The sequence below is a fragment of the Streptomyces lincolnensis genome (assembly GCF_021173675.1).
GTDB lineage: Bacteria > Actinomycetota > Actinomycetes > Streptomycetales > Streptomycetaceae > Streptomyces > Streptomyces lincolnensis_B.
In genome coordinates, this window is record NZ_JAIHON010000012.1 from 74,732 (window position 1) to 94,508 (window position 19,777).

Annotated in this window: 15 protein-coding genes and 1 pseudogene; 5 read left to right on the forward strand and 11 right to left on the reverse strand. The window is 70.6% G+C overall.

Annotation, left to right across the window (positions count from 1 at the left end; translation table 11 throughout):
* Position 1 precedes the first annotated feature (1 nt).
* Positions 2 to 874 carry a carbohydrate ABC transporter permease gene (locus K4B79_RS32920; protein WP_232030971.1) on the reverse strand — a complete coding sequence of 291 codons (873 nt, stop codon included), beginning with the start codon at positions 872 to 874 and terminating at the stop codon, positions 2 to 4.
* On the reverse strand, positions 868 to 1,851 hold the full coding sequence (locus K4B79_RS32925) for an ABC transporter permease (RefSeq protein ID WP_232030972.1): 984 nt from the start codon (positions 1,849 to 1,851) through the stop codon (positions 868 to 870). Before K4B79_RS32925 ends, K4B79_RS32920 begins: the two co-directional genes overlap by 7 nt.
* A gap of 228 nt (positions 1,852 to 2,079) precedes the next feature.
* Here K4B79_RS32925 and K4B79_RS32930 point away from each other — a divergent pair, with 228 nt between their 5' ends.
* A complete protein-coding gene (locus K4B79_RS32930) occupies positions 2,080 to 3,108 on the forward strand; it encodes an acetylxylan esterase (RefSeq protein WP_232030973.1) in 1,029 nt (342 codons plus the stop codon).
* A gap of 265 nt (positions 3,109 to 3,373) precedes the next feature.
* On the opposite strand, the gene K4B79_RS32935 is transcribed toward K4B79_RS32930, so the two are convergent.
* Positions 3,374 to 4,462, reverse strand: a complete 1,089-nt coding sequence (locus K4B79_RS32935; protein WP_232030974.1) for a lytic polysaccharide monooxygenase auxiliary activity family 9 protein — start codon at positions 4,460 to 4,462, stop codon at positions 3,374 to 3,376.
* Between the two features lie 217 nt (positions 4,463 to 4,679).
* Entirely contained in the window at positions 4,680 to 5,477 is a 798-nt protein-coding gene (locus K4B79_RS32940) for a DUF817 domain-containing protein (protein WP_232030975.1), read from the reverse strand.
* Between the two features lie 168 nt (positions 5,478 to 5,645).
* Here K4B79_RS32940 and K4B79_RS32945 point away from each other — a divergent pair, with 168 nt between their 5' ends.
* Entirely contained in the window at positions 5,646 to 6,911 is a 1,266-nt protein-coding gene (locus K4B79_RS32945; protein ID WP_232030976.1) for a glycosyltransferase family 4 protein, read from the forward strand.
* The gene (locus tag K4B79_RS32950) at positions 6,908 to 7,735 is read left to right on the forward strand and encodes a hypothetical protein (protein WP_232030977.1); all 828 of its coding nucleotides are present in this window, start codon (positions 6,908 to 6,910) and stop codon (positions 7,733 to 7,735) included. The genes K4B79_RS32945 and K4B79_RS32950 overlap by 4 nt, the downstream gene beginning before the upstream one ends.
* Positions 7,736 to 7,751: 16 nt before the next feature.
* On the opposite strand, the gene K4B79_RS32955 is transcribed toward K4B79_RS32950, so the two are convergent.
* The 5 genes from K4B79_RS32955 to K4B79_RS32970 all read right to left on the reverse strand — a co-directional run bounded on the left by K4B79_RS32955 (position 7,752) and on the right by K4B79_RS32970 (position 13,879).
* Positions 7,752 to 9,353 (reverse strand): ATP-binding protein, encoded by a 1,602-nt coding sequence (locus tag K4B79_RS32955; protein WP_232030978.1) that lies wholly within the window; start codon positions 9,351 to 9,353, stop codon positions 7,752 to 7,754.
* Positions 9,350 to 9,475: a hypothetical protein gene (locus tag K4B79_RS47970; protein ID WP_269464228.1), complete on the reverse strand. Its 126-nt coding sequence runs from the start codon at positions 9,473 to 9,475 to the stop codon at positions 9,350 to 9,352. The genes K4B79_RS32955 and K4B79_RS47970 overlap by 4 nt, the downstream gene beginning before the upstream one ends.
* A gap of 167 nt (positions 9,476 to 9,642) precedes the next feature.
* Complete coding sequence (gene acnA / locus K4B79_RS32960; RefSeq protein ID WP_232030979.1) at positions 9,643 to 12,360, reverse strand: aconitate hydratase AcnA; 2,718 nt, start codon at positions 12,358 to 12,360, stop codon at positions 9,643 to 9,645.
* Between the two features lie 201 nt (positions 12,361 to 12,561).
* On the reverse strand, positions 12,562 to 13,164 hold the full coding sequence (locus tag K4B79_RS32965; protein WP_232030980.1) for a short chain dehydrogenase: 603 nt from the start codon (positions 13,162 to 13,164) through the stop codon (positions 12,562 to 12,564).
* Between the two features lie 55 nt (positions 13,165 to 13,219).
* Complete coding sequence (locus tag K4B79_RS32970; protein ID WP_232030981.1) at positions 13,220 to 13,879, reverse strand: class I SAM-dependent methyltransferase; 660 nt, start codon at positions 13,877 to 13,879, stop codon at positions 13,220 to 13,222.
* Between the two features lie 132 nt (positions 13,880 to 14,011).
* Between K4B79_RS32970 and K4B79_RS32975 the strand changes: the two genes are divergently transcribed.
* Both K4B79_RS32975 and K4B79_RS32980 read left to right on the forward strand, forming a co-directional pair.
* Positions 14,012 to 14,212, forward strand: coding sequence for a DUF4236 domain-containing protein (locus K4B79_RS32975; protein ID WP_232030982.1), 201 nt, complete (start codon positions 14,012 to 14,014; stop codon positions 14,210 to 14,212).
* A 73-nt stretch (positions 14,213 to 14,285) separates the two neighbouring features.
* Complete coding sequence (locus K4B79_RS32980) at positions 14,286 to 15,815, forward strand: helix-turn-helix domain-containing protein (protein ID WP_232030983.1); 1,530 nt, start codon at positions 14,286 to 14,288, stop codon at positions 15,813 to 15,815.
* Positions 15,816 to 15,926: 111 nt separating this feature from the next.
* Here K4B79_RS32980 and K4B79_RS32985 read toward each other — a convergent pair.
* Positions 15,927 to 18,444, reverse strand: a pseudogene (locus tag K4B79_RS32985) (ABC transporter permease).
* Positions 18,445 to 18,544: 100 nt separating this feature from the next.
* Positions 18,545 to 19,324, reverse strand: coding sequence for an ABC transporter ATP-binding protein (locus K4B79_RS32990; RefSeq protein ID WP_232030984.1), 780 nt, complete (start codon positions 19,322 to 19,324; stop codon positions 18,545 to 18,547).
* Between the last annotated feature and the right edge of the window lie 453 nt (positions 19,325 to 19,777).

The window sequence follows — 19,777 nt, forward strand, 5'->3', positions numbered from 1 at the left end:
GTTAGCCCTTGACGGCGCCGAGCATCACGCCCGAGACGAAGTAGCGCTGGACGAACGGGTACACGCAGAGGATGGGCAGCGAGGTCAGCACGATCGTGACCGCCTGGATGTTGGCTCCCACCTGGCTGAGCTGCGCGTCGGCGGCGCCCGCGTTGCCGCCCGTCGTCGCGCCCGAGATGAGGTTGCGCAGGTAGACGGTGACCGGCATCAGCTCGGACTTGTCCATGTAGAGGAAGGCGCTGAACCAGGAGTTCCAGAAGGACACGGAGTAGAACAGCACCATGGTCGCGACGACCGCCTTCGACAGCGGCAGCACGATCCGCAGCAGCACGCCGTACGTGCTCAGCCCGTCGATCTGCGCGGCCTCCTCCAACTCGGTCGGCAGACTCTCGAAGAAGGCCTTCATCACCAGCAGGTTGAACACGCTGATGGCGTTCGGGAGGGCGATCGCCCAGACGCTGTTCTTCAGGCCCAGGCTGGTGATCAGGACGTAGTTGGGGATCAGGCCGCCGGTGAAGAACATGGTGAACACGGCGATGCCGACCAGCGCGGTGCGGCCCTTGAGGTGCCTCTTCGACAGGACGTAGGCGTAACAGGTCGTCAGCACCATGGCGACGGCGGTGGCGACGACCGTGTAGAGCACGGTGTTGCCGTAGTTGCGCCAGAACATCGCGTCCTCGAACACGATCTTGTACGTGGTGAGGTTGAAGCCCTGCGGCCACAGCGCCACTTCACCGGCCCGGATCTGGCGTTCCCCGCTGAACGAGCGGGCGATGATGTTGACGAACGGATACAGGGTCACGAGCACGACCAGGGTGAGGACGACTCCGTTGACGCCCTGGAAGACGCGGTAGGAACGGCTCGGCTTCACCACAGACTGGTCCCCACTGTGCGGCGCGAGAGCGTGTTGGCGGACGTGATCAGCACCAGGCCGATGATCGCCTCGAACAGGCCGATGGCGGCGGCGTAGCTGAAGCTGCTGGATTCGACGCCGGTGCGGTACAGGTAGGTCGGGATCACGTCGGCGGTCGGATAGGTCAACGGGTTGTACAGCAGCAGGACCTTCTCGAAGCCGACGGCCAGGAAGGTGCCGACGTTGAGGATCAGCAGCGTGATCATGGTGGGGCGGATCCCGGGCAGGGTGACGTGCCAGGTCTGCTGCCAGCGGTTGGCCCCGTCGATGCGCGCGGCCTCGTACAGGTCCTCGTCGATCGTGGTGAGGGCGGCGAGGTAGAGGATCGTGCCCCAGCCGGCGGTCTGCCAGATCTCCGAGCCGACGTAGATCGTGCGGAACCACTCGGGTTCCTGGATGAACCGGATCGGGTCGTGGCCGAACCAGCCGAGCACGTGGTTGACCGGGCCCTCGGTGGCGAGCATCTGCATCGTGATGCCCGCGACGATGACGATCGACAGGAAGTGCGGGAGGTACGACACCGACTGCACGAACCGCTTCAGGGAGCGCCGGCGCACCTCGTTCAGCAGCAGCGCCAGCACGATCGGGATCGGGAAGCAGAAGACGAGGGTGAGCCCGCCGAGCCACAGGGTGTTGCGGAACACCTGCCAGAAGGTCGGGTCGCTGAGGAACATCTCGACGTAGCGCAGACCGACCCACTGCTCGCCGAAGATCGAACCGCCGGGCTCGAAGCGCCGGAAGGCGATCACGTTGCCGATCATCGGCAGATAGCGGAAGACCAGGAAGAACAGCAGTGGAAGGACCGCCAGGGAGTACAGCTGCCAGTCCCGGCGCAGCGTGCGGCGCCAGCCGGAGCGGGCGGTGGGCGGTGGGGGCGGGTCGGCTCCGGGCGGCTTCTGGAGTCCGGGCGGAGAGGCCGACTTGGTGGTGGTGCTCATGGCTCGGTCCTCCCATGACAGAGACGTGGAACCGAAACTTTCGAGCTCTTACCGGTAACTTCGCGGCAACTTAAGGGCACCTAGAAAGCGCTGTCAATGGGTTGAGCAGCGGTCTGCCGACGCGAATCCGAGGAGTTGGAGTCGCTGCGGAACGGGGTAGAACCCGAGGATCCGGCACTGCTGTCTCCGCAAGTTTCCATGCGTCGTCCGACTCCTGCGAGGTGTCCCGTGCCCGCGTTCGACCTCCCACCACGAGAACTCGCGCGCTATCGGGCGGAACTCGAAGAGCCCGCCGATTTCGACGAGTTCTGGCAGAGCACGCTGAAGGAGGCCGGCCAGACGGACCCACTGGTCTCGGTGCGCCCCGTGCCGAACGGCCTGCGCCTCACCGAGAGTTGGGACGTCACCTTCCGCGGCTTCGCCGGCGACCCGGTCCGCGCCTGGTACAGCCGGCCCGCCGGGGTGCGCGAGCCGCTCCCGGCCGTCGTCGAGTACGCCGGGTACGGCCGCGGGCGCGGCCTTCCGCACGAGCGGCTGACCTGGGTGAACGCCGGGTACGCACATCTGCTCATGGACAACCGCGGCCAGGGGGACCAGTACGGCTGCGGAGGCGACACCCCCGACCCGCACGCGACCGCGCCGGGCGGTCCCGGCCCGGCGGCACGGGGACTGCTCGCACCCCAGGACCACCACCACCGCCGCCTGATCACGGACGCGGTCCGCGCGGTGAGCGCCGTGCGCGCGCTGCCCGGCGTGGACGCGGGCCGGACCGTCGCCGTGGGCAACAGCCAGGGCGGCGGCCTCGCCCTGGCCGTCGCGGGACTGGTCCCGGACCTGGCGGCGGTGCTGGTCACCGCCCCCTTCCTGTGCGGCATCCGGCGCGCGCTCGACCTGACCGACGCGGCTCCCTACGGCGAGATCACCGCGTACCTCTCGGTCCACCGGGGCGCCGAGGAGGCCGCGTACCGCACGCTCGCCTACCTGGAGGGCATCTCCTTCGCCCGCCGCGCCCAGGCCGCGGCCCACTTCGGGGTCGGGCTGCGCGACACGGTGTGCCCGCCGAGCGGGGCGTACGCGGCGTTCAACCGGTACGGGGAGCTGGGCGGTTCACACGACACGCCGACCCACGACACGCCGCCCCGAAAAGAGATCCACGCCTATCCGTACAACGGCCACGAGGGCGGCGACGCGGTGCATGTGCGCCGCCAACTCGACTGGCTCCCGAGTGTGTTGGGTGCCGCCCCGGAGCCCGTGTGACCGCGGCCGGGGGAACGCCGACCGGCGTGTGCGTTCAGCCGGTTGGACAGCCCGCGTGGCCCGTACCCGCCGGTTTGACCTTGCTCTCCGTCGAGGCGGTAGAGTCGGAGGAGGTCGCTCGGACAACGTTGTCGAACGACCTCTTCCCAGGCCAATTCCCTCCGGCCGGACGCACTCCCCCCTCGCCCGGCCGGCTCGCGGACCCGGTGGCACCTCCCACCGGGTCCGCCCCGAGCGGCGGTTCGAGGGTGTACGTCCTCGGCGGTCAGCCGACCCGACAGGGCAGGGTCGTCGCCGTCTCACCGCCGGGGCCCGAGACGACGTAACCGAACGTCGTACTCTTCCCCGGAGCCAGTGAGCCGTTCCAGCCGGCGTTGTGGACCATCACGTCCTGGCCGGTGTAGGTGGCGGTGCCGCTCCACAGGCTGTCGACCTTCTGGCCGCCCGGCAGCGTCCAGTTGACCATCCAGCCGAGCATCGGGACATTGCCGGAGTTGGTGACGGTCACCTCGGACTGGTAGCCGCCGTTCCAGGTGCCGGTGGTCTTGCGGGTGGCCGTGCAGGTGCCCGGCACCGGCTCGGTCGGGTTGCCCGGGTCGTGGATGCCGGTGACCTCGCCGTTGCCGCCGTCGAAGACCACGTCGGAGCAGGAGTAGAAGGTCTCCGCGCTGTCCGAGCGCTGCCAGACCATGTAGATGATGTGGCGGCCCGACTTGTTCGCCGGGAGCTGCCCGCTCCAGGAGTAGTTGGCCTCGACCGTGCCCGGGCTGCCGTTGAGCGGCGGGTGGTCGACGCTCAGGAACGGCCGGTCCTCGATGTCGTCCCAGGTGAGCGTCTTCTTCGGGTCGAAGCCGTCCTTGGTGACGTAGACGTAGAACCAACCCGGGTGCGCGGCCCAGGCGTTGTAGGAGAAGTCGACCGTCTTGCCCGAGGTGAGGTGGGTGAGCGGCCAGTCGTCGCGGGCGGCGTTGAAGCCGGTGAAGTTGGTGTTGCCGCCGCTGCACAGCTCGCCGTCCGGCACGAAGCCGCGGGTGCGGCCGGCACCGTCCGAGCGGAGCACCGAGAACCAGTTGTAGAACGGCGTGGTGCCGCTGACCGCCTGCGCGTTCTTGCAGGCCGGGTTGACCGGCTTGATCTCGCCGGTGTCGGTCAGCCCGTCCTGCCAGCACAGGAAGGTGCGGCTGGCGGGCTTCATCGGGGTGCCGTGGGCCTCGGCCTCACCGCCCGCCGTGACGACCAGGCTCAGGGCCGGGATCGTGGCGAGCAGGGAGACCAGGACGAGGAACAGGGCTCTGGCGCGGGTCGGGAGCACTGATCGGCGGGGGGAGTCCGCCGATGGGGTTGTCGTGATCATGACAGATCAGTCCGTTCCTTGAGGTACGGGCCGTGAGAGTGCGTGCGGATGGCGGGGGGTGGGGGCGACCTACGAGGCAGGTTCCGGTCCGCCGGGTGGGAGCGCTCCCACCCCACCTGTGGGGGAAGCTAGCGCCGAGCGGCGTACTTGTAAACGGCTGGCACACAGGGGCCGTGAGCGGGTGGGGGTGGACGCGCGTTGACCGTGGGGGCGGGGCTCACGCCCTCGGCCCGCGCGTCTCCGCCATGGCGTGCCGGCGCGTCCCGCAGATGACGAACGTGACGCTGATCAGCAGGGCCCAGGAGATCCACTTGGTCACCGGGACCGGTTGCCAGCCGTGGAGTTGGGTGGGGTAGGTCCAGGCGCCGAAGTAGGTGGCGATGTTCTCGGCGAGCCAGAGGAAGAAGCCGATGAGGGTGAAGGCGAGGGCGAGGGGCATGCGGTGGTGGTGGGGGCCGACCGTGTAGTGGACCCAGGTGCCCCAGGTGGCGGCCAGGAGCAGGGCGGCGAGCGGCCATCGCAGGTCGGGGAGCCAGTGGTGGGTCAGGAAGTTGGCGTAGAGGCCGACGGCGAGGGTGGCCGTGGCGCGGGCGCGGTAGCCGCTGAGCGAGAGGTCCATCAGGCGCCAGGAACGGCAGACGTAACTGCCGACGGCGGCGTACATGAAGCCCCCGTACAGCGGCACACCGGCGATCTTGGCCAGTCCGGGTTCGGGGTAGCTCCAGGAACCCACGTGGACCTTCACCACTTCGAAGGCGAGCCCGAGGACATGGCAGACGGCCACCACCGCCACCTCCCGCCGGGTCTCCCACCCCAGCAGGAAGCCGACGCCGGTGAGCAGGACGCCGTACGCGAGCAGCAGGTCGTAGCGGGCCACCGGCAGGGGTGGGAGCAGCCCGGAGACGGCCATGCCGCCCATCAGCGCCACCGCGAAGGCGCAGCAGCGGGCCTGCAGCAGGGCGAACCGGAGCAGCTGGAGGGCGAGTGTCCGGGCGCCGTCCGTGAGCGTACGCATGGTGAGGGAGAGCGGCCGGGCGGGGTGGAAGGTTGCGGTCGTTACCGTCCCGACACCTGGTGTCGGCGGGGCGCGACACACCGTTGCCCCCCGCGTGACCTGGACCGGAGCACTACGAAGTGGTAACGGACCACAACCCTGGAGGGACTTGGTGTTGTCTGCACCATCATGAAGATCTCTTTCCTTATTCATAACGCTTATGGGATTGGAGGCACCATCACCACCACCTTCAACCTGGCCCAGGCACTGGCCGAACGGCACGAGGTGGAGATCGTCTCCGTTCTGCGGCACCGGGAACTGCCGAACTTCGCGCTGGACCCGCGGGTGTCGCTGCGGCCACTGGTGGATCTTCGCCAGGAGAAGGAGCACCCCTTACACCTGAGACCGGCGCGGGTCTTCCCGCGGGCCGAGTACCGCTACGGGCAGTACAGCGAGCTGACCGACGAGCGCATAGGCGAGTGCCTCGCCGCGCTCGACGCCGACGTGGTGATCGGCACCCGGCCGGGGCTCAACGTGCATCTCGCGTACCAGGCCCCGAGGCACGTCGTGCGCGTGGGCCAGGAGCACCTCACCCTCGACAACCACTCACCGCGGCTGCGCCACGCGCTGCGCCGGGCCTACCGCCGGCTGGACGCGCTCACGACGGTGACCGAGGCGGACGCCGCCGCCTACCGGCGCAAGATGCGGCTGCCCGGCGTACGCGTGGAGGCGCTGCCGAACAGCGTCCCGGATCCCGTACTGTCCGCCTCGGACGGCACCGCGAAGGTGGTCGTCGCGGCCGGCCGGCTCGTGCCGGTCAAGCGGTACGACCTGCTCATCGAGGCGTTCGCGGTGGTCGCCGCCGAGCATCCGGACTGGCGGCTGCGCATCTACGGCAAGGGCGAGGAGCACGACCGGCTGCGCGGGCTGATCGCCGAACTGGGGCTGTGGAACAACGTCTTCCTGATGGGGGCGGCGGCTCCCATGGAGGCGGAGTGGGTCAAGGGCTCGATCGGTGCGGCGGCCTCCAACTTCGAGCCGTTCGGCATGACCATCGTCGAGGCGATGCGCTGCGGCCTGCCGGTGGTGAGCACCGACTGCCCCTATGGTCCCGGCGAGATCATCCAGGACGGCGTCGACGGCCGCCTGGTGCCGGTCGGCGACCGTGACGCGCTGGCCGCGGCCCTGCTGGAACTGGTCCGCGACGACGAACTGCGCCGCCGGGCCGGCCGTGCGGCACTGAAGAACGCCCAGCGGTACGCCCCCGGACCGGTGGTCGAGCAGGCCGAGCGCCTGTTCGCCGAGGCGGTCGCGGCACGCGCGGCGGGGCGACGGGCCGTGCGGGAGCGCTCGGGGGTGCAGCGCGTCCTGGTCGGCCAGGGGTTCGCCGCCCGGGACGCGGCGTACACGGCGGCGAGCGGCGCGCTGCGCGTCGTACGGAAGGGGCGACGATGAGGACGACGGTGTCGGCGGTGACGGCACGGCTGGGCTGTGTGGTCGACGACAGCGGGCGGATCGTCTTCGATCTGCCCGCGGAGGCGGCCCGGGCGACGCAAGAGGCCGAAGGGCAACGGCTGTTGCTGCGGCTGCGGCCGAAGAAGGACGAGCCGGAGAAGGTCCTGCACACCCTCGCCCTGGAACCCGGCGACGACGGCCGGCTGTGCGCCGTGCTGGACCCGGAGCCCGTGCTCGCGGAGGGCCGCTGGGACGTGTACCTGCTCGGCCCGGGAACCGAGCGGCAGCGGCTGCGGCCGGGCCTGCGTGATCTGCGGGCCCTGGTCGACGGGCAGCTCCGGGACCGGCGGACACCGCTCGCCGTCCGGATCCCCTACGCCACCAAGGACGGCTACTTCGCGATCCGAACCTGGCTGCGCCCCGCCCACGCGGAGGTCGAACGCGTCGACGTCAGCGACGGGTCGACCACGGTCGGGGCCCGGCTGCACGGTGTCTCCCTGGCCGCGGGCGGCACCGTGCGCCTGCGGCTGCGCGGCGGGGGCGGCACCGTGCGCGAGCTGAAGCCGCTGGCCTCGGACGACGGCCACGGGTTCTTCTTCACCGTCGACCACGACGGGCTGGCCGCCGCCCGCCACGGTGTGTGGGACGTCTTCGTCCAGCCCTCGCCCGACGCGCCTCTCGTCCGGCTCGCCCGTCTCCTGGACGACGTGGCGGACCGCAAGGAGGTGTTCGTCTATCCGGCGGTGACGGTCGAAGGGGCCTGTCTGCGGCCCTACTTCACCGTCGACAACGACCTGTCCCTGGAGGTGCGGAAGGCCGTCTGAGGAGCGGGGCCCGGCGTCACACCGACGCCGGGCTCGTCCGCTGCGCCGGCCGCGCCGTCTCCTGCGCCGTCCCGCCCGCCATGGGCAGTTCTACGGTGAACTCGGTGCGGCCGGGGACGCTGGAGACGTCGAGGCGGCCGCCGTGGGCCGCGGTGACCGCCGCCGCCACGGCGAGGCCGAGACCGGCACCGCCGGACCCGGAGTCGGCGCGGGAGCGGGAGGTGTCGGCCCGGGTGAAGCGTTCGAAGACCGTGGGCAGGAGGGCCGGCGGGATGCCGGGGCCGTCGTCGCGGACCCGGACGACACAGCGGGCGTCCGTGGCCTCCACGGTCGCCGTAACCGTCGTACCGGGCGGGGTGTGGGTGCGCGCGTTGGCCAGCAGGCCGGACACCACCTGGTGGAGCCGGCCCGCGTCGCCGACGACCAGGGCGGGGGCGTCGAGCCGCAGGTCGAGCCGCCAGTGATGGCCGCCGCCCGCGATCCGCGCGTCCCGGACCGCCTTTGCGACCAGTACCGCCATGTCGACCTCGGCGGACTGCAGCGGCCGGCCCTCGTCGAGCCGGGCCAGCAGGAGCAGGTCCTCCACCAGTCCCGTCATGCGCGCCGACTCGGCGGACACCCGGCGCCAGGCCAGCACCGGTTCGATCCGGTCGGTGCCGCGGTTCATCAGTTCCGCGTATCCGGCGATGGACGCGAGAGGTGTACGCAGTTCATGGCTGGCGTCGGCCAGGAAGCGGCGCATGCGTTCCTCGCCGCGCCGGCGTTCGGCGTGCGAGGACTCGACCCGGTCGATCAGGCGGTTGAGCGCGGCACCGATCTGCCCCGCCTCGCTGCCGGGGACCGTGTCGCGCTCGGGCACCCGGGTGAGGCCGGTGCCCTCGCCCTGGAGCGGTGGGGCGCGGGTGACCTCGGCCGCGGTGGCGGCGACCCGGCCCAGGGGCCGCAGTTGCCGTCGTATCACCACGGCGCAGACGCAGCACGCGAGGGTGAGCCCGGCACCGGCGACGCCCGCCTCGGCCGCCACCAGGGTGCTGATCAGGTGCTGGACGTCGTCCATCGGCAGCCCGGCCAGGACGCGCGATCCGCCGCTCTCCACCGCGGCGACCCGGTAGGTGCCGAGGCCGGGGACGCTCCGGGTGTGCTTCGAGCCGTCGGGGGCGATACCGGCCAGGGCGGCGCTCTGGGCGGTGGTGAGGGCCCGGGGCGGGGTGTCCTGGCTGTCCTGGCCGACGACCGCCGCGGCGAGGACCCGGCCGCCTGTGTCGAGCCGGGCGGCGATCATGCCGGCCGGGTGGCCGTCCCCGGCGAGGAAGGACAGGTCGTCCGCGTCCTCCGGGTGACGGCCCGCTCCGTCCAGGCCGCGGTCGGCGGCGACGGTGACGCGGTCGTCCAGGTCGCCCATCAGATAGGCACGCTGGACCAGTGCGGTGGTCCCGGCGATGGTCGAGCACACGCAGAGAAGGGTGACGCCGACGAGCAGGAGCAGGCGGGCGCGGAGGGAGCGGGTGCGCGGGATGGGACGCGGGGGCCGTCGGCGGTGCGGGAAGGGGCGCGGGATCCGGCGGCGCGGGGCCGTACTGGTCGCGTGGCCGCTTCCGTCGGCCTGATCGGTGCTCATCCCACATCCCTCGTCGGCCTGATGACACGGCCGCGACCGCGCGGGGCGCAGGGCCCGGTCACGTGGTCGCCGACGACGAGCACGCGCGCGCGGCGCTTGAGGAACCCCTGGATGCCGGTCATGTACCGATCGTGTCCCGGACTCCTGAGGGAAGCCTGTGTTCCACCTGAGCCCTGGCGATGACCTGCGCGAACACAGAGCGCAGTGGTCTCCCCCGGCACTGCCGGCACGGCGCAGGGCCGCACTCCCGTCACCGGGAGTGCGGCCCTGAAGTGGCCTACGGGAAGGCTTACTTGCGGATCAGGCTGCGCAGCACGTACTGCATGATGCCGCCGTTGCGGTAGTAGTCGGCCTCACCGGGGGTGTCGATGCGGACGACCGCGTCGAACTCGACGCCCGTGTCGGTGGTGACCTTGACCGTGCGCGGCGTGGTGCCGTTGTTGAGCTCCTCGACGCCGGTGAAGGAGAAGGTCTCCTCGCCGGTCAGACCGAGGGACTCGGCGTTGGCGCCCTCCGGGAACTGGAGCGGGAGCACGCCCATGCCGATGAGGTTCGAGCGGTGGATGCGCTCGTACGACTCGGCGATGACGGCCTTGACGCCGAGGAGCGCGGTGCCCTTGGCGGCCCAGTCGCGGGACGAGCCGGAGCCGTACTCCTTGCCGGCCAGGATGGCCAGCGGGGTGCCCTGCTCGATGTAGTTGCGGGAGGCGTCGTAGATGAACGACACCGGACCGCCGTCCTGGGTGAAGTCGCGGGTGTAGCCGCCCTCGGTGCCCGGCGCGATCTGGTTGCGCAGGCGGATGTTGGCGAACGTGCCGCGGATCATGACCTCGTGGTTGCCTCGGCGGGAGCCGTAGGAGTTGAAGTCACGACGCTCCACACCGTGCTCGGTGAGGTACTTGCCGGCCGGGGTGTCGGCCTTGATGGCACCGGCGGGCGAGATGTGGTCGGTGGTGACCGAGTCGCCCAGCTTGGCCAGGACCCGGGCGCCGGTGATGTCGGAGACCGGGGTGGTCTCCATCGTCATGCCCTCGAAGTACGGGGGCTTGCGCACGTAGGTCGACTCGGTGTCCCACTCGAAGGTGTTGCCGGTCGGGATCGGCAGCGCCTGCCACTGGGCGTCACCGGCGAAGACGTCGGAGTAGGACTTGTTGAACATGTCCTCGCCGATGGCGTTCGCCACGACGTCGTTGACCTCGGCCTCGGAGGGCCAGATGTCCTTGAGGAAGACCGGGTTGCCGTCCTGGTCGGTGCCCAGGGCGTCGCGCGTGATGTCCACCTTCATGGAGCCGGCGAGGGCGTACGCGACGACCAGCGGCGGGGAGGCCAGGTAGTTCATCTTGACGTCGGGGTTGATCCGGCCCTCGAAGTTCCGGTTGCCGGAGAGGACCGAGGTGACCGCCAGGTCGTGGTCGTTGACGGCCTTGGAGACCTCCTCCGGCAGCGGCCCGGAGTTGCCGATGCAGGTGGTGCAGCCGTAGCCGACGAGGTTGAAGCCGACCTTGTCGAGGTAGGGGGTGAGCCCCGCCTTGTCGAAGTAGTCGGTGACGACCTTGGAACCCGGGGCGAGGGTGGTCTTGACCCACGGCTTGCGGGTCAGACCCTTCTCCACGGCCTTCTTCGCGACCAGCGCGGCGGCGACCATGACGTACGGGTTGGAGGTGTTGGTGCAGGAGGTGATGGCCGCGACCGTCACCGCACCGTGGTCGATCTCGTACGTCGAGCCGTCGGGGGCGGTCACGGTGACCGGGTTGGACGGGGCGCCGTTCGGAGCGACGGCCGGGGCGTCGGAGGCCGGGAAGGACTCCTGGCCGGCCTCGTCCACGGAGTCGACGTAGTTGCGTACGTCCGTCTTGAACTGCTCGGCGGCGTTCGCGAGGACGATGCGGTCCTGCGGGCGCTTCGGGCCGGCGATGGAGGGGACGACCGTGGAGAGGTCGAGCTCCAGCTTCTCGGAGAAGTCCGGCTCGGCCTTCGGGTCCAGCCAGAGGCCCTGCTCCTTGGCGTACGCCTCGACGAGCGCGAGCTGCTGCTCGGAGCGGCCGGTGAGCTTGAGGTACTTGATGGTCTCGTCGTCGATCGGGAAGATCGCGGCCGTCGAGCCGAACTCCGGCGACATGTTGCCGATGGTGGCGCGGTTGGCGAGGGAGGTGGCGGCCACGCCCTCGCCGTAGAACTCGACGAACTTGCCGACCACGCCGTGCTTGCGGAGCATCTCGGTGATGGTCAGCACGAGGTCGGTGGCGGTGGTGCCGGGGGTGAGCTCACCGGTCAGCTTGAAGCCGACGACGCGCGGGATGAGCATCGAGACCGGCTGGCCGAGCATCGCGGCCTCGGCCTCGATGCCGCCGACGCCCCAGCCCAGCACGCCGAGGCCGTTGACCATGGTGGTGTGCGAGTCGGTGCCGACGAGGGTGTCGGGGTAGGCCTGGCCGCCCCGGACCATGACCGTGCGCGCCAGGTGCTCGATGTTGACCTGGTGGACGATGCCGGTGCCGGGCGGGACGACCTTGAAGTCGTCGAAGGCGGTCTGGCCCCAGCGCAGGAACTGGTAGCGCTCGCGGTTGCGGCCGTACTCCAGCTCGACGTTCTGTGCGAAGGCCTCGTTGGTGCCGAACTTGTCGGCGATGACGGAGTGGTCGATGACCAGCTCGGCCGGGGAGAGCGGGTTGACCTTCGCCGGGTCGCCGCCGAGCTCCTTCACGGCCTCACGCATGGTGGCGAGGTCGACGACACAGGGCACGCCGGTGAAGTCCTGCATGATCACGCGGGCCGGCGTGAACTGGATCTCCTGCGACGGCTGGGCCTGGGAGTCCCAGCCGCCGAGGGCGCGGATGTGGTCGGCGGTGATGTTCGCGCCGTCCTCGGTACGGAGCAGGTTCTCCAGCAGAACCTTGAGGCTGTACGGCAGGCGGGCCGAGCCCTCCACCTTGTCCAGCCGGAAGATCTCGTACGACTCGTCGCCCACGCTCAGCGTGGCGCGGGCGTCGAAGCTGTTCGCCGACACGACAGTCTCCTTCAGTTTTGTGCGCTTACCACCGCATCCTGCCGTCACACCGTCTTGGCCGATCCGCTAAGGTAAGGCTAAGTTAGGCATGCCTTACTGCCAGACCCGGCGAGCGTGCGGCTGCGGTACGCCTCGGCAGATATCTCGATGTCGAGATAACTCTAGTACATGAGGCCGGATTGGTCATGCCCGGCCTCCTTGTCACGCGCGGACGACCCGGCCCGTCACGGCTCCCTCCACCAGGGACGCGTAAACCCGGGCGACCTCGGCGACGGGCGTGCCGGCCGCCCCGTTCCCGCCCAGACCCTCCAGGGTCTCCAGGGTCTCCCTGATCCAGCCGGGGCTGACGAGGTTGATGCGCAGGCCTCGCGGCAGTTCCGCGGCGGCGTTGGTGACGAAGCCCTCCAGGCCGCTGTTGACGAGGGCACCCAGCGAGCCGCCCGGGAGGGGCTCGGCGAACGTCCCTCCGGTCAGTGTGATGGAGCCGCCGTCCCGCAGGTGCCGTACCGCCCGCCGGGCCAGCGCGACCTGTCCGAGCAGCTTGGCGCGGAGTCCGTCGGCGAACGTGTCGTCCGTCACCCCCTCCAGATCCGCCAGATCCACCAGCGGGCCGCTCGCCGCGCAGCACACGACCGCGTCCAGGCCGGACACCTCGTCGAAGAGCGCGTCCAGGGAGGACGGGTCCTCCAGATCCGCCCGCGGGGATCCGCCGCGAGACACCCTCACCACCTCATGCGCCGCTTCCAACTCGTCCACGACCGCCCTGCCGATCGTTCCCGTCGCACCGATCACGAGTACCTTCATGCAGCGCAGGCCAGAAGGGGTCGCTCGCGACAGCGCGTGTTTTCAGGCGGCGTTTTCAGGCGGCGGGAGCCGGCGGCTCCGCGATGCCGACGAAGGTGTTCGTCATCGGGCGGACGCGGGCCGACCAGCCCAGGGCCGTGAGGTCGCGGGCGAGGGTCGGGGGATCGTGGAGGACCTTCACGATGCGGTGCCGGCTGCCGTCGTCGAGACGGCGCAGGGCCGTCGGGGTCGGGTGCCGTGCGAGGAGTTCCTCGTGCGCGGCAGCGGCGGGGCCGTCGTCGACGAAGACCGCCCTGCCGCCCGGGGCGAGTGCCGCGGCGACCGTGTTCCAGAAGGCGGGCAGCCGGGCCGGGGGGACGTGGGAGAGCCAGAAGGCGAAGAAGACCGTGTCGTAGCGCCGGGGCGGTCGCCACGCGAACAGGTCGGCCCGGACGAACCGGACGGCGGGGGACGCGGTGCGCGCCCGGGCGAGGGCCAGCGTTTCGGGCGCCGCGTCGACGGCCGTGACCGACCGCGCCCGTGCGGCGAGCCGCCGGGTCCACTGGCCCGTGCCGCAGGCCAGCTCCAGCACGTCACCGGTGATCGGGAGGCCGTCGACGGCGGCGAGCAGCTCCCGCAACTCCTCGTGTTCCGTGTAGGGCCGGTCGTATTCGGCCGCGCCCGCCCGGTAGTAGGCCAGTTGCTCGGCCAGCAGGGTGTCGTCGTCGAAGTCCATACGGCCACCGTCGGCCCTCCCCCTCGGGCAGGGTCAAGAGCCGAGGAGGCCGTGGCGTTCGGCCATCAGTTCGCCAAGTCGGGGTATCCGACAGGAGTTGGGAACACCTGACCACAACTGGAGGGAGGCCCCATGCCCCTCACGTTCCGCAAGAGTTTCCGGATCCTGCCCGGCGTGCGCCTGAACATCAACCGACGCTCCTGGTCCATCACCACCGGTGGGGGACGCCACGGGCCGCGGCACACCCACAGCAGCACAGGACGTCGTACGACATCGGTGGATTTGCCCGGACCTTTCGGGTGGCGCCGGACCCGTAACGCCAGGCGACGCTGACAGACCCTCAGGTCCATCACCCGAATGGACCCCCCGGGATGTGCCATCTCATATCTGAGATAGCCTCAACCTCATGGCAGACGACTACCTCGTACGTATCGGCAAGCTCATCCGTGACGCCCGGCAGCACCGGGGCTGGACACAGACGCAGCTCGCCGAGGCGCTCGGCACCAGCCAGAGCGCCGTCAATCGCATCGAGCGCGGCAATCAGAACATCAGCCTTGAGATGATCGCTCGCATCGGCGAAGCGCTGGACAGCGAAATCGTCTCTCTGGGCTACGCGGGCCCGATGCACCTGCGCGTGGTCGGTGGTCGTCGGCTCTCCGGCGCGATCGACGTCAAGACGAGCAAGAACGCGTGTGTGGCGCTGCTGTGCGCCTCCCTGCTCAACCGGGGGCGCACGGTGCTGCGCCGGGTCGCCCGGATCGAGGAGGTCTACCGCCTGCTGGAGGTGCTGAACTCCATCGGTGTGCGCACCCGCTGGATCAACGAGGGCGTCGACCTGGAGATCGTGCCGCCGGCCGAGCTGAACATGGCGGCGATCGACGCCGAGGCCGCCGTCCGCACCCGCTCGATCATCATGTTCCTCGGTCCGCTGCTGCACGACATGGACCGCTTCAAGCTGCCGTACGCCGGCGGCTGCGACCTCGGGACGCGGACCATCGAGCCGCACATGATCGCGCTGCGCCGGTTCGGCCTCGACATCGCCGCGACGGAGGGGCAGTACCACGCCGTCGTCGACCGGTCCGTCCGCCCGGACCGCCCGATCGTCCTGACCGAGCGCGGGGACACGGTCACCGAGAACGCGCTGCTGGCCGCCGCCCGGCACGACGGTGTCACCGTCATCCGCAACGCCTCCTCCAACTACATGGTCCAGGACCTGTGCTTCTTCCTGGAGACCCTGGGCGTCCGGGTCGAGGGCATCGGCACCACCACGCTCACCGTGCACGGCGTGCCGGACATCGACGTCGACGTCGACTACTCCCCCTCCGAGGACCCGGTCGAGGCGATGAGCCTGCTGGCCGCCGCCGTCGTCACCGAGTCGGAGCTGACGGTCCGTCGGGTGCCCATCGAGTTCCTGGAGATCGAGCTCGCGGTCCTGGAGGAGATGGGCCTCGACCACGACCGTACGCCGGAGTACCCGGCCGACAACGGCCGCACCCGCCTGGTGGACCTCACCGTCCGGCCCTCCAAGCTGGAAGCGCCGATCGACAAGATCCACCCCATGCCGTTCCCCGGCCTGAACATCGACAACGTCCCGTTCTTCGCGGCCATCGCGGCCGTCGCCTCCGGCAAGACCCTCATCCACGACTGGGTCTACGACAACCGGGCGATCTACCTCACCGACCTGAACCGGCTGGGCGGCCGCCTCCAGCTCCTCGACCCGCACCGCGTGCTGGTCGAGGGCCCGACCCGCTGGCGCGCCGCCGAGATGATGTGCCCGCCGGCCCTGCGCCCCGCCGTCGTCGTCCTGCTGGCGATGATGGCGGCCGAGGGCACGTCCGTGCTGCGCAACGTGTACGTCATCAACCGGGGGTACGAGGATCTGGCCGAGCGGCTGAACTCGATCGGGGCGCAGATCGAGATCTTCCGGGACATCTGATACGGGACTGCCGCCGCCCCTTCCCGACCCGCCTCGGCGCAGGTCGGGAAGGGGCGGCGGCATCCGTGGGGTCCTGTCGGCGGCGAGCTACTCGGTCTTGATGGCCGTGCGCTACTCGGACTTGATGGCCGTGAGCATGTCCAGCCGGGCCGCGCTGCGGGCGGGCCACAGGGCGGCCAGCAGACCGACCAGTGCCGCCAGCAGCAGGAAGAGCGCCAACCGGCTCCACGGCAGCTCCAGGGCGTACCCGGGGACGTCCGCCTTCGTGATCTCGCTGAGGGCCCAGCCGAGGAAGGAACCGACCCCGACACCGATCACCGCGCCGAAGAGGGAGATGACGACGGACTCCAGCTGGATCATCCGCGTCACGCCCCGCCGGTCGAGCCCGACGGCGCGCAGCATGCCGACCTCACGATGCCGTTCGAAGACCGACATCGCGAGGGTGTTCACCACCCCCAGCACCGCGATGACCAGGGACATCGCGAGCAGGCCGTACAGGACGTTCAGCGTGGTGTCGACCTCGCCGTTGAAGTGCTCGCGGATGTCCTGCCGGTCGCCGACCTTGGCCCCCGGGTGTCCGGCGAGGGCAGCGGCCAGTGCCTTCTCGTCGGTGCCGCCGGCTGTCTTGACGTAGATCCACAAGATGTTCGCCTCGTCCACGTGGGCCTCGATCAGGTCCGCGGGGACGACGACCGGCGAGACGACCTCGTTGCTCTCGAAGACGGCTCCGACGGTCACGCTGCCGGTCGTCGAGTCGTCGTACTTCACCGGCAGGGTGTCGCCCGCCTTCCAGCCGTTGGACCGCGCGACATCGTCGGCGACGGCGATCCGCCCCTTCGTGAGGGTGTCCATCGAGCCGGAGACCACCGTGAGGTGGATGACGTCGGAGAAGTCCCCCGGGGTCACGCCGGTCACCTGCTGCCAGCTGCCGTCGATCGTCATCAACCCGGACTCCTCCCGCGACACCGCCGTGACGCCCCGGACCTCGCGCAGGGCGGCGACCGTCGAGGCGTCCAGGCCCGCGCCGTCGTCCGAGACCATGTAGTCGGCCTTGACGGTGTCGGTGGTGATCCTGTCCGCGGAATGACCGAGGGTGGCGGCGACCACGGTCAGCGCGCTGACCAGCGTGAGCCCGATGGCCAGCGCGGAGGCGGTGGCTCCGGTGCGGCGCGGGCTGCGTACGGCGTTCTGGCCCGCGAGTTTCCCGGAAACCCCGAAGCCGCGCCGCAACAGCGGCTGTACGACGGCGATCACGGGCCGGGACAGCAACGGGATCAGCACGATGACCCCGATCACCACCAGGAAGGCACCCGACCCGACGATCTTGCCGGCCTCGGAGCCACCGGCCCCGGTGCCCGCGACCACGACCGCCGCGCCGAGCAGCGTGACGACCGCACCGAGGGAGTTGCGCAGCACCAGGGACTTGGTGGTGGCCGGCAGGTGCGCGCTGCCGATCGCCGCGACCGGCGGGATCTTCGCGGCGCGGCGGGCCGGCAGCCAGGCGGCCACCATGGTGACCAGCCAGGACCCCGACGACGGCCGCCACCAGCACGGTCGACGACGTGACGGTCAGCGGCCCGTCCGGGATCTTGCCACCGCCGAACCCGACCGTGGAACGCGCTACGGCGGCCATGGCGGCGCCCAGCCCGAGTCCCGCGGCCGCGCCGGCCGCACCGACCACCATCGCCTCGATCAGGACGGACCGGGTGACCTGCCTGCGGGAGGCGCCGACCGCGCGCAGCAGGGCGAGTTCCCGGGTGCGCTGGGCGGCCAGCATGGTGAAGGTGTTGGCGATCAGGAAGACACTGACGAAGAGCGCGACTCCGGCGAAGGCGAGCAGCAGGGTATTGAGCGTCGACGTGTCTCCCGTCACCGCCCTGACCCTGTCCGCGGCCAGTTCCCGCCCCGTCCGGGCCTCAGCGTGGTCAGGGAGCAGCTTCCTGACGGCGGCGGCGAGTTCGGTGCTCGACGTACCGGGGTCGGCGGTGACGGTGACGGACCGATAGACGCCCGGCCCGAGGAACAGCCGCTGCGCGGTCGTCGTGTCGAACAGCACCAGGCTGCCGCCCTCGGCCACCGAGGTGGCGTCGGTGGTGAAGATGCCGGAGAGCCTGTACGTCTTCGCCGGGCCCTTGAAGGCGACGGGCACGGTGTCGCCGACGTCGTAGCCACCCTTGTCGGCGGAGTCCTTGTCGAGCGCGACCTGCCCGGGTCCGGTGGGCCCGCTGCCGTCGGTGAACACGTAGAGCGGGTCCTTGCCGCCCTTGCCCGGAGCGAAGTTGGCGGCCGAGTCGTCCAGTCCGTCGCCGATGAGCCTGCCGTCCTCGTCGGCGACGGAGGCCGTCCGGTCCACCCGCCCGGCGGCTTCGGCGACCCCGTCGAGCCGGGCGATCTCGTCGACCGTCTTCCGGCTGATGCCGGGGAAGTCGGCGGAGCTGTCGGAGTTCTCGCGGACCTCGACGTCCACGTGGGCGTAGCTCTTGGTCGCCTGGTCGCGGTAGGCGTGGTTGAGGGTGTCGGTGAAGATCAGGGTGCCGGAGACGAACGCGACGCCGAGCATGACGGCGAGCACGGTCATCAGCAGTCTGGCCTTGTGCGCGAGGACGTTGCGCAGGGCTGTGCGGAACATGGTGGTGTGGTCCCGGTGGGATGAGGTGAGGGAAGTGGGGTGGGGGAGGACGGAGGGCTCGGCTCGTACGGTTCGGCTGGTACCGCTCGGCCGGTACGGCTCAGCTCGTACGGAACGTGGTGTCGAAGGACTTCATGAGGTCGAGGACCCCGTCCGCGGTGGGCTCGTACATCTCGTCGACGATCCGCCCGTCGGCGAGGAAGACGACCCGGTCCGCGTGGGCGGCGGCGACCGGATCATGGGTGACCATCACGACGGTCTGCCCCAACGTCCGTACGGAGTCGCGCAGGAAGCCGAGGACCTCGGCGCCCGCACGCGAGTCCAGGTTTCCCGTCGGCTCGTCCCCGAAGACGATGTCCGGCCTGGAGGCCAGCGCCCGGGCGACGGCGACGCGCTGCTGCTGGCCGCCGGAGAGCTGGGCGGGACGGTGGCCGAGGCGGTCCCTGAGGCCCACCGTCCGGATCACCGTGTCCAGCCACTGCTGGTCCGGCCTGCGGCCCGCGATGTCCATCGGGAGCGTGATGTTCTCCAGCGCGGTCAGCGTCGGCAGCAGGTTGAACGCCTGGAAGATGAACCCGATCTTGTCCCGGCGCACCTTGGTGAGCTGCCGGTCCGTCAGGGATCCGAGCTCGGTGTCGCCGACGCGGACCGAGCCGGAGGAGAAGCTGTCCAGCCCGGCCACGCAGTGCATCAGCGTGGACTTGCCGGACCCGGAGGGCCCCATGATCGCGGTGAACCGCGCCTGCCCGAAGTCGACGGAGACCTGGTCGAGGGCGACCACCCGGGTCTCGCCCTGACCGTAGACCTTGGAGAGCTCGGTGGCGCGGGCGGCCGCGGTGGGGATGGTGGTGCGGGGGCCTGTGGGCGAGGCGGTGGTCACGGGTACTGCTCCGATCGACGGAAGAGAGACGACGAGGGGGAGGGTGTGAGGGTGAGGTCCGGCCGGGAACCGTTCCACCGTCCGGTCCACCGCGCCCCTCGCCGATCAGCCGAAATCCCGACCACCTGGGTCTGACGCGAGAGCCGGTCCCGTCACCCTCAGGTCTTCCCTCACGTCACCTCGGGGGATGACACCCCGCCGAAACCGCCCGGAACAGTACGGCCCCTCGGCCGCCGGCCCCCTCACCCGCACCGCCGGGACGCGCCTCGTACCGGCAGGCCCCGCCCCTCACCGTCTCGGCCATACGGCCGAGGCACAGCAGAGCCGGCAGGCGGCAGGCGGCAGGCGGCAGGCGGCAGGCGGCAGGCGGCAGGCGGCAGGCGGCTGCGGCTTCGACCGGCCTCGCGCGGTGACTCGCCCGTCGCTTTTCTTTTGCCGGAGCGACGTCCTGTA

Bases quoted from the DNA above. Each gene is read 5' to 3' on its own strand.
- K4B79_RS32935 (WP_232030974.1), bottom strand. From the start codon at position 4,462: ATGATCACGACAACCCCATCGGCGGACTCCCCCCGCCGATCAGTGCTC.
- K4B79_RS32925 (WP_232030972.1), bottom strand. From the start codon at position 1,851: ATGAGCACCACCACCAAGTCGGCCTCTCCGCCCGGACTCCAGAAGCCG.
- K4B79_RS32945 (WP_232030976.1), top strand. From the start codon at position 5,646: ATGAAGATCTCTTTCCTTATTCATAACGCTTATGGGATTGGAGGCACC.
- K4B79_RS32965 (WP_232030980.1), bottom strand. From the start codon at position 13,164: ATGAAGGTACTCGTGATCGGTGCGACGGGAACGATCGGCAGGGCGGTC.
- K4B79_RS32980 (WP_232030983.1), top strand. From the start codon at position 14,286: ATGGCAGACGACTACCTCGTACGTATCGGCAAGCTCATCCGTGACGCC.
- K4B79_RS32970 (WP_232030981.1), bottom strand. From the start codon at position 13,879: ATGGACTTCGACGACGACACCCTGCTGGCCGAGCAACTGGCCTACTAC.
- K4B79_RS47970 (WP_269464228.1), bottom strand. From the start codon at position 9,475: ATGACCGGCATCCAGGGGTTCCTCAAGCGCCGCGCGCGCGTGCTCGTC.
- K4B79_RS32940 (WP_232030975.1), bottom strand. From the start codon at position 5,477: ATGCGTACGCTCACGGACGGCGCCCGGACACTCGCCCTCCAGCTGCTC.
- K4B79_RS32975 (WP_232030982.1), top strand. From the start codon at position 14,012: ATGCCCCTCACGTTCCGCAAGAGTTTCCGGATCCTGCCCGGCGTGCGC.
- K4B79_RS32950 (WP_232030977.1), top strand. From the start codon at position 6,908: ATGAGGACGACGGTGTCGGCGGTGACGGCACGGCTGGGCTGTGTGGTC.
- K4B79_RS32955 (WP_232030978.1), bottom strand. From the start codon at position 9,353: ATGAGCACCGATCAGGCCGACGGAAGCGGCCACGCGACCAGTACGGCC.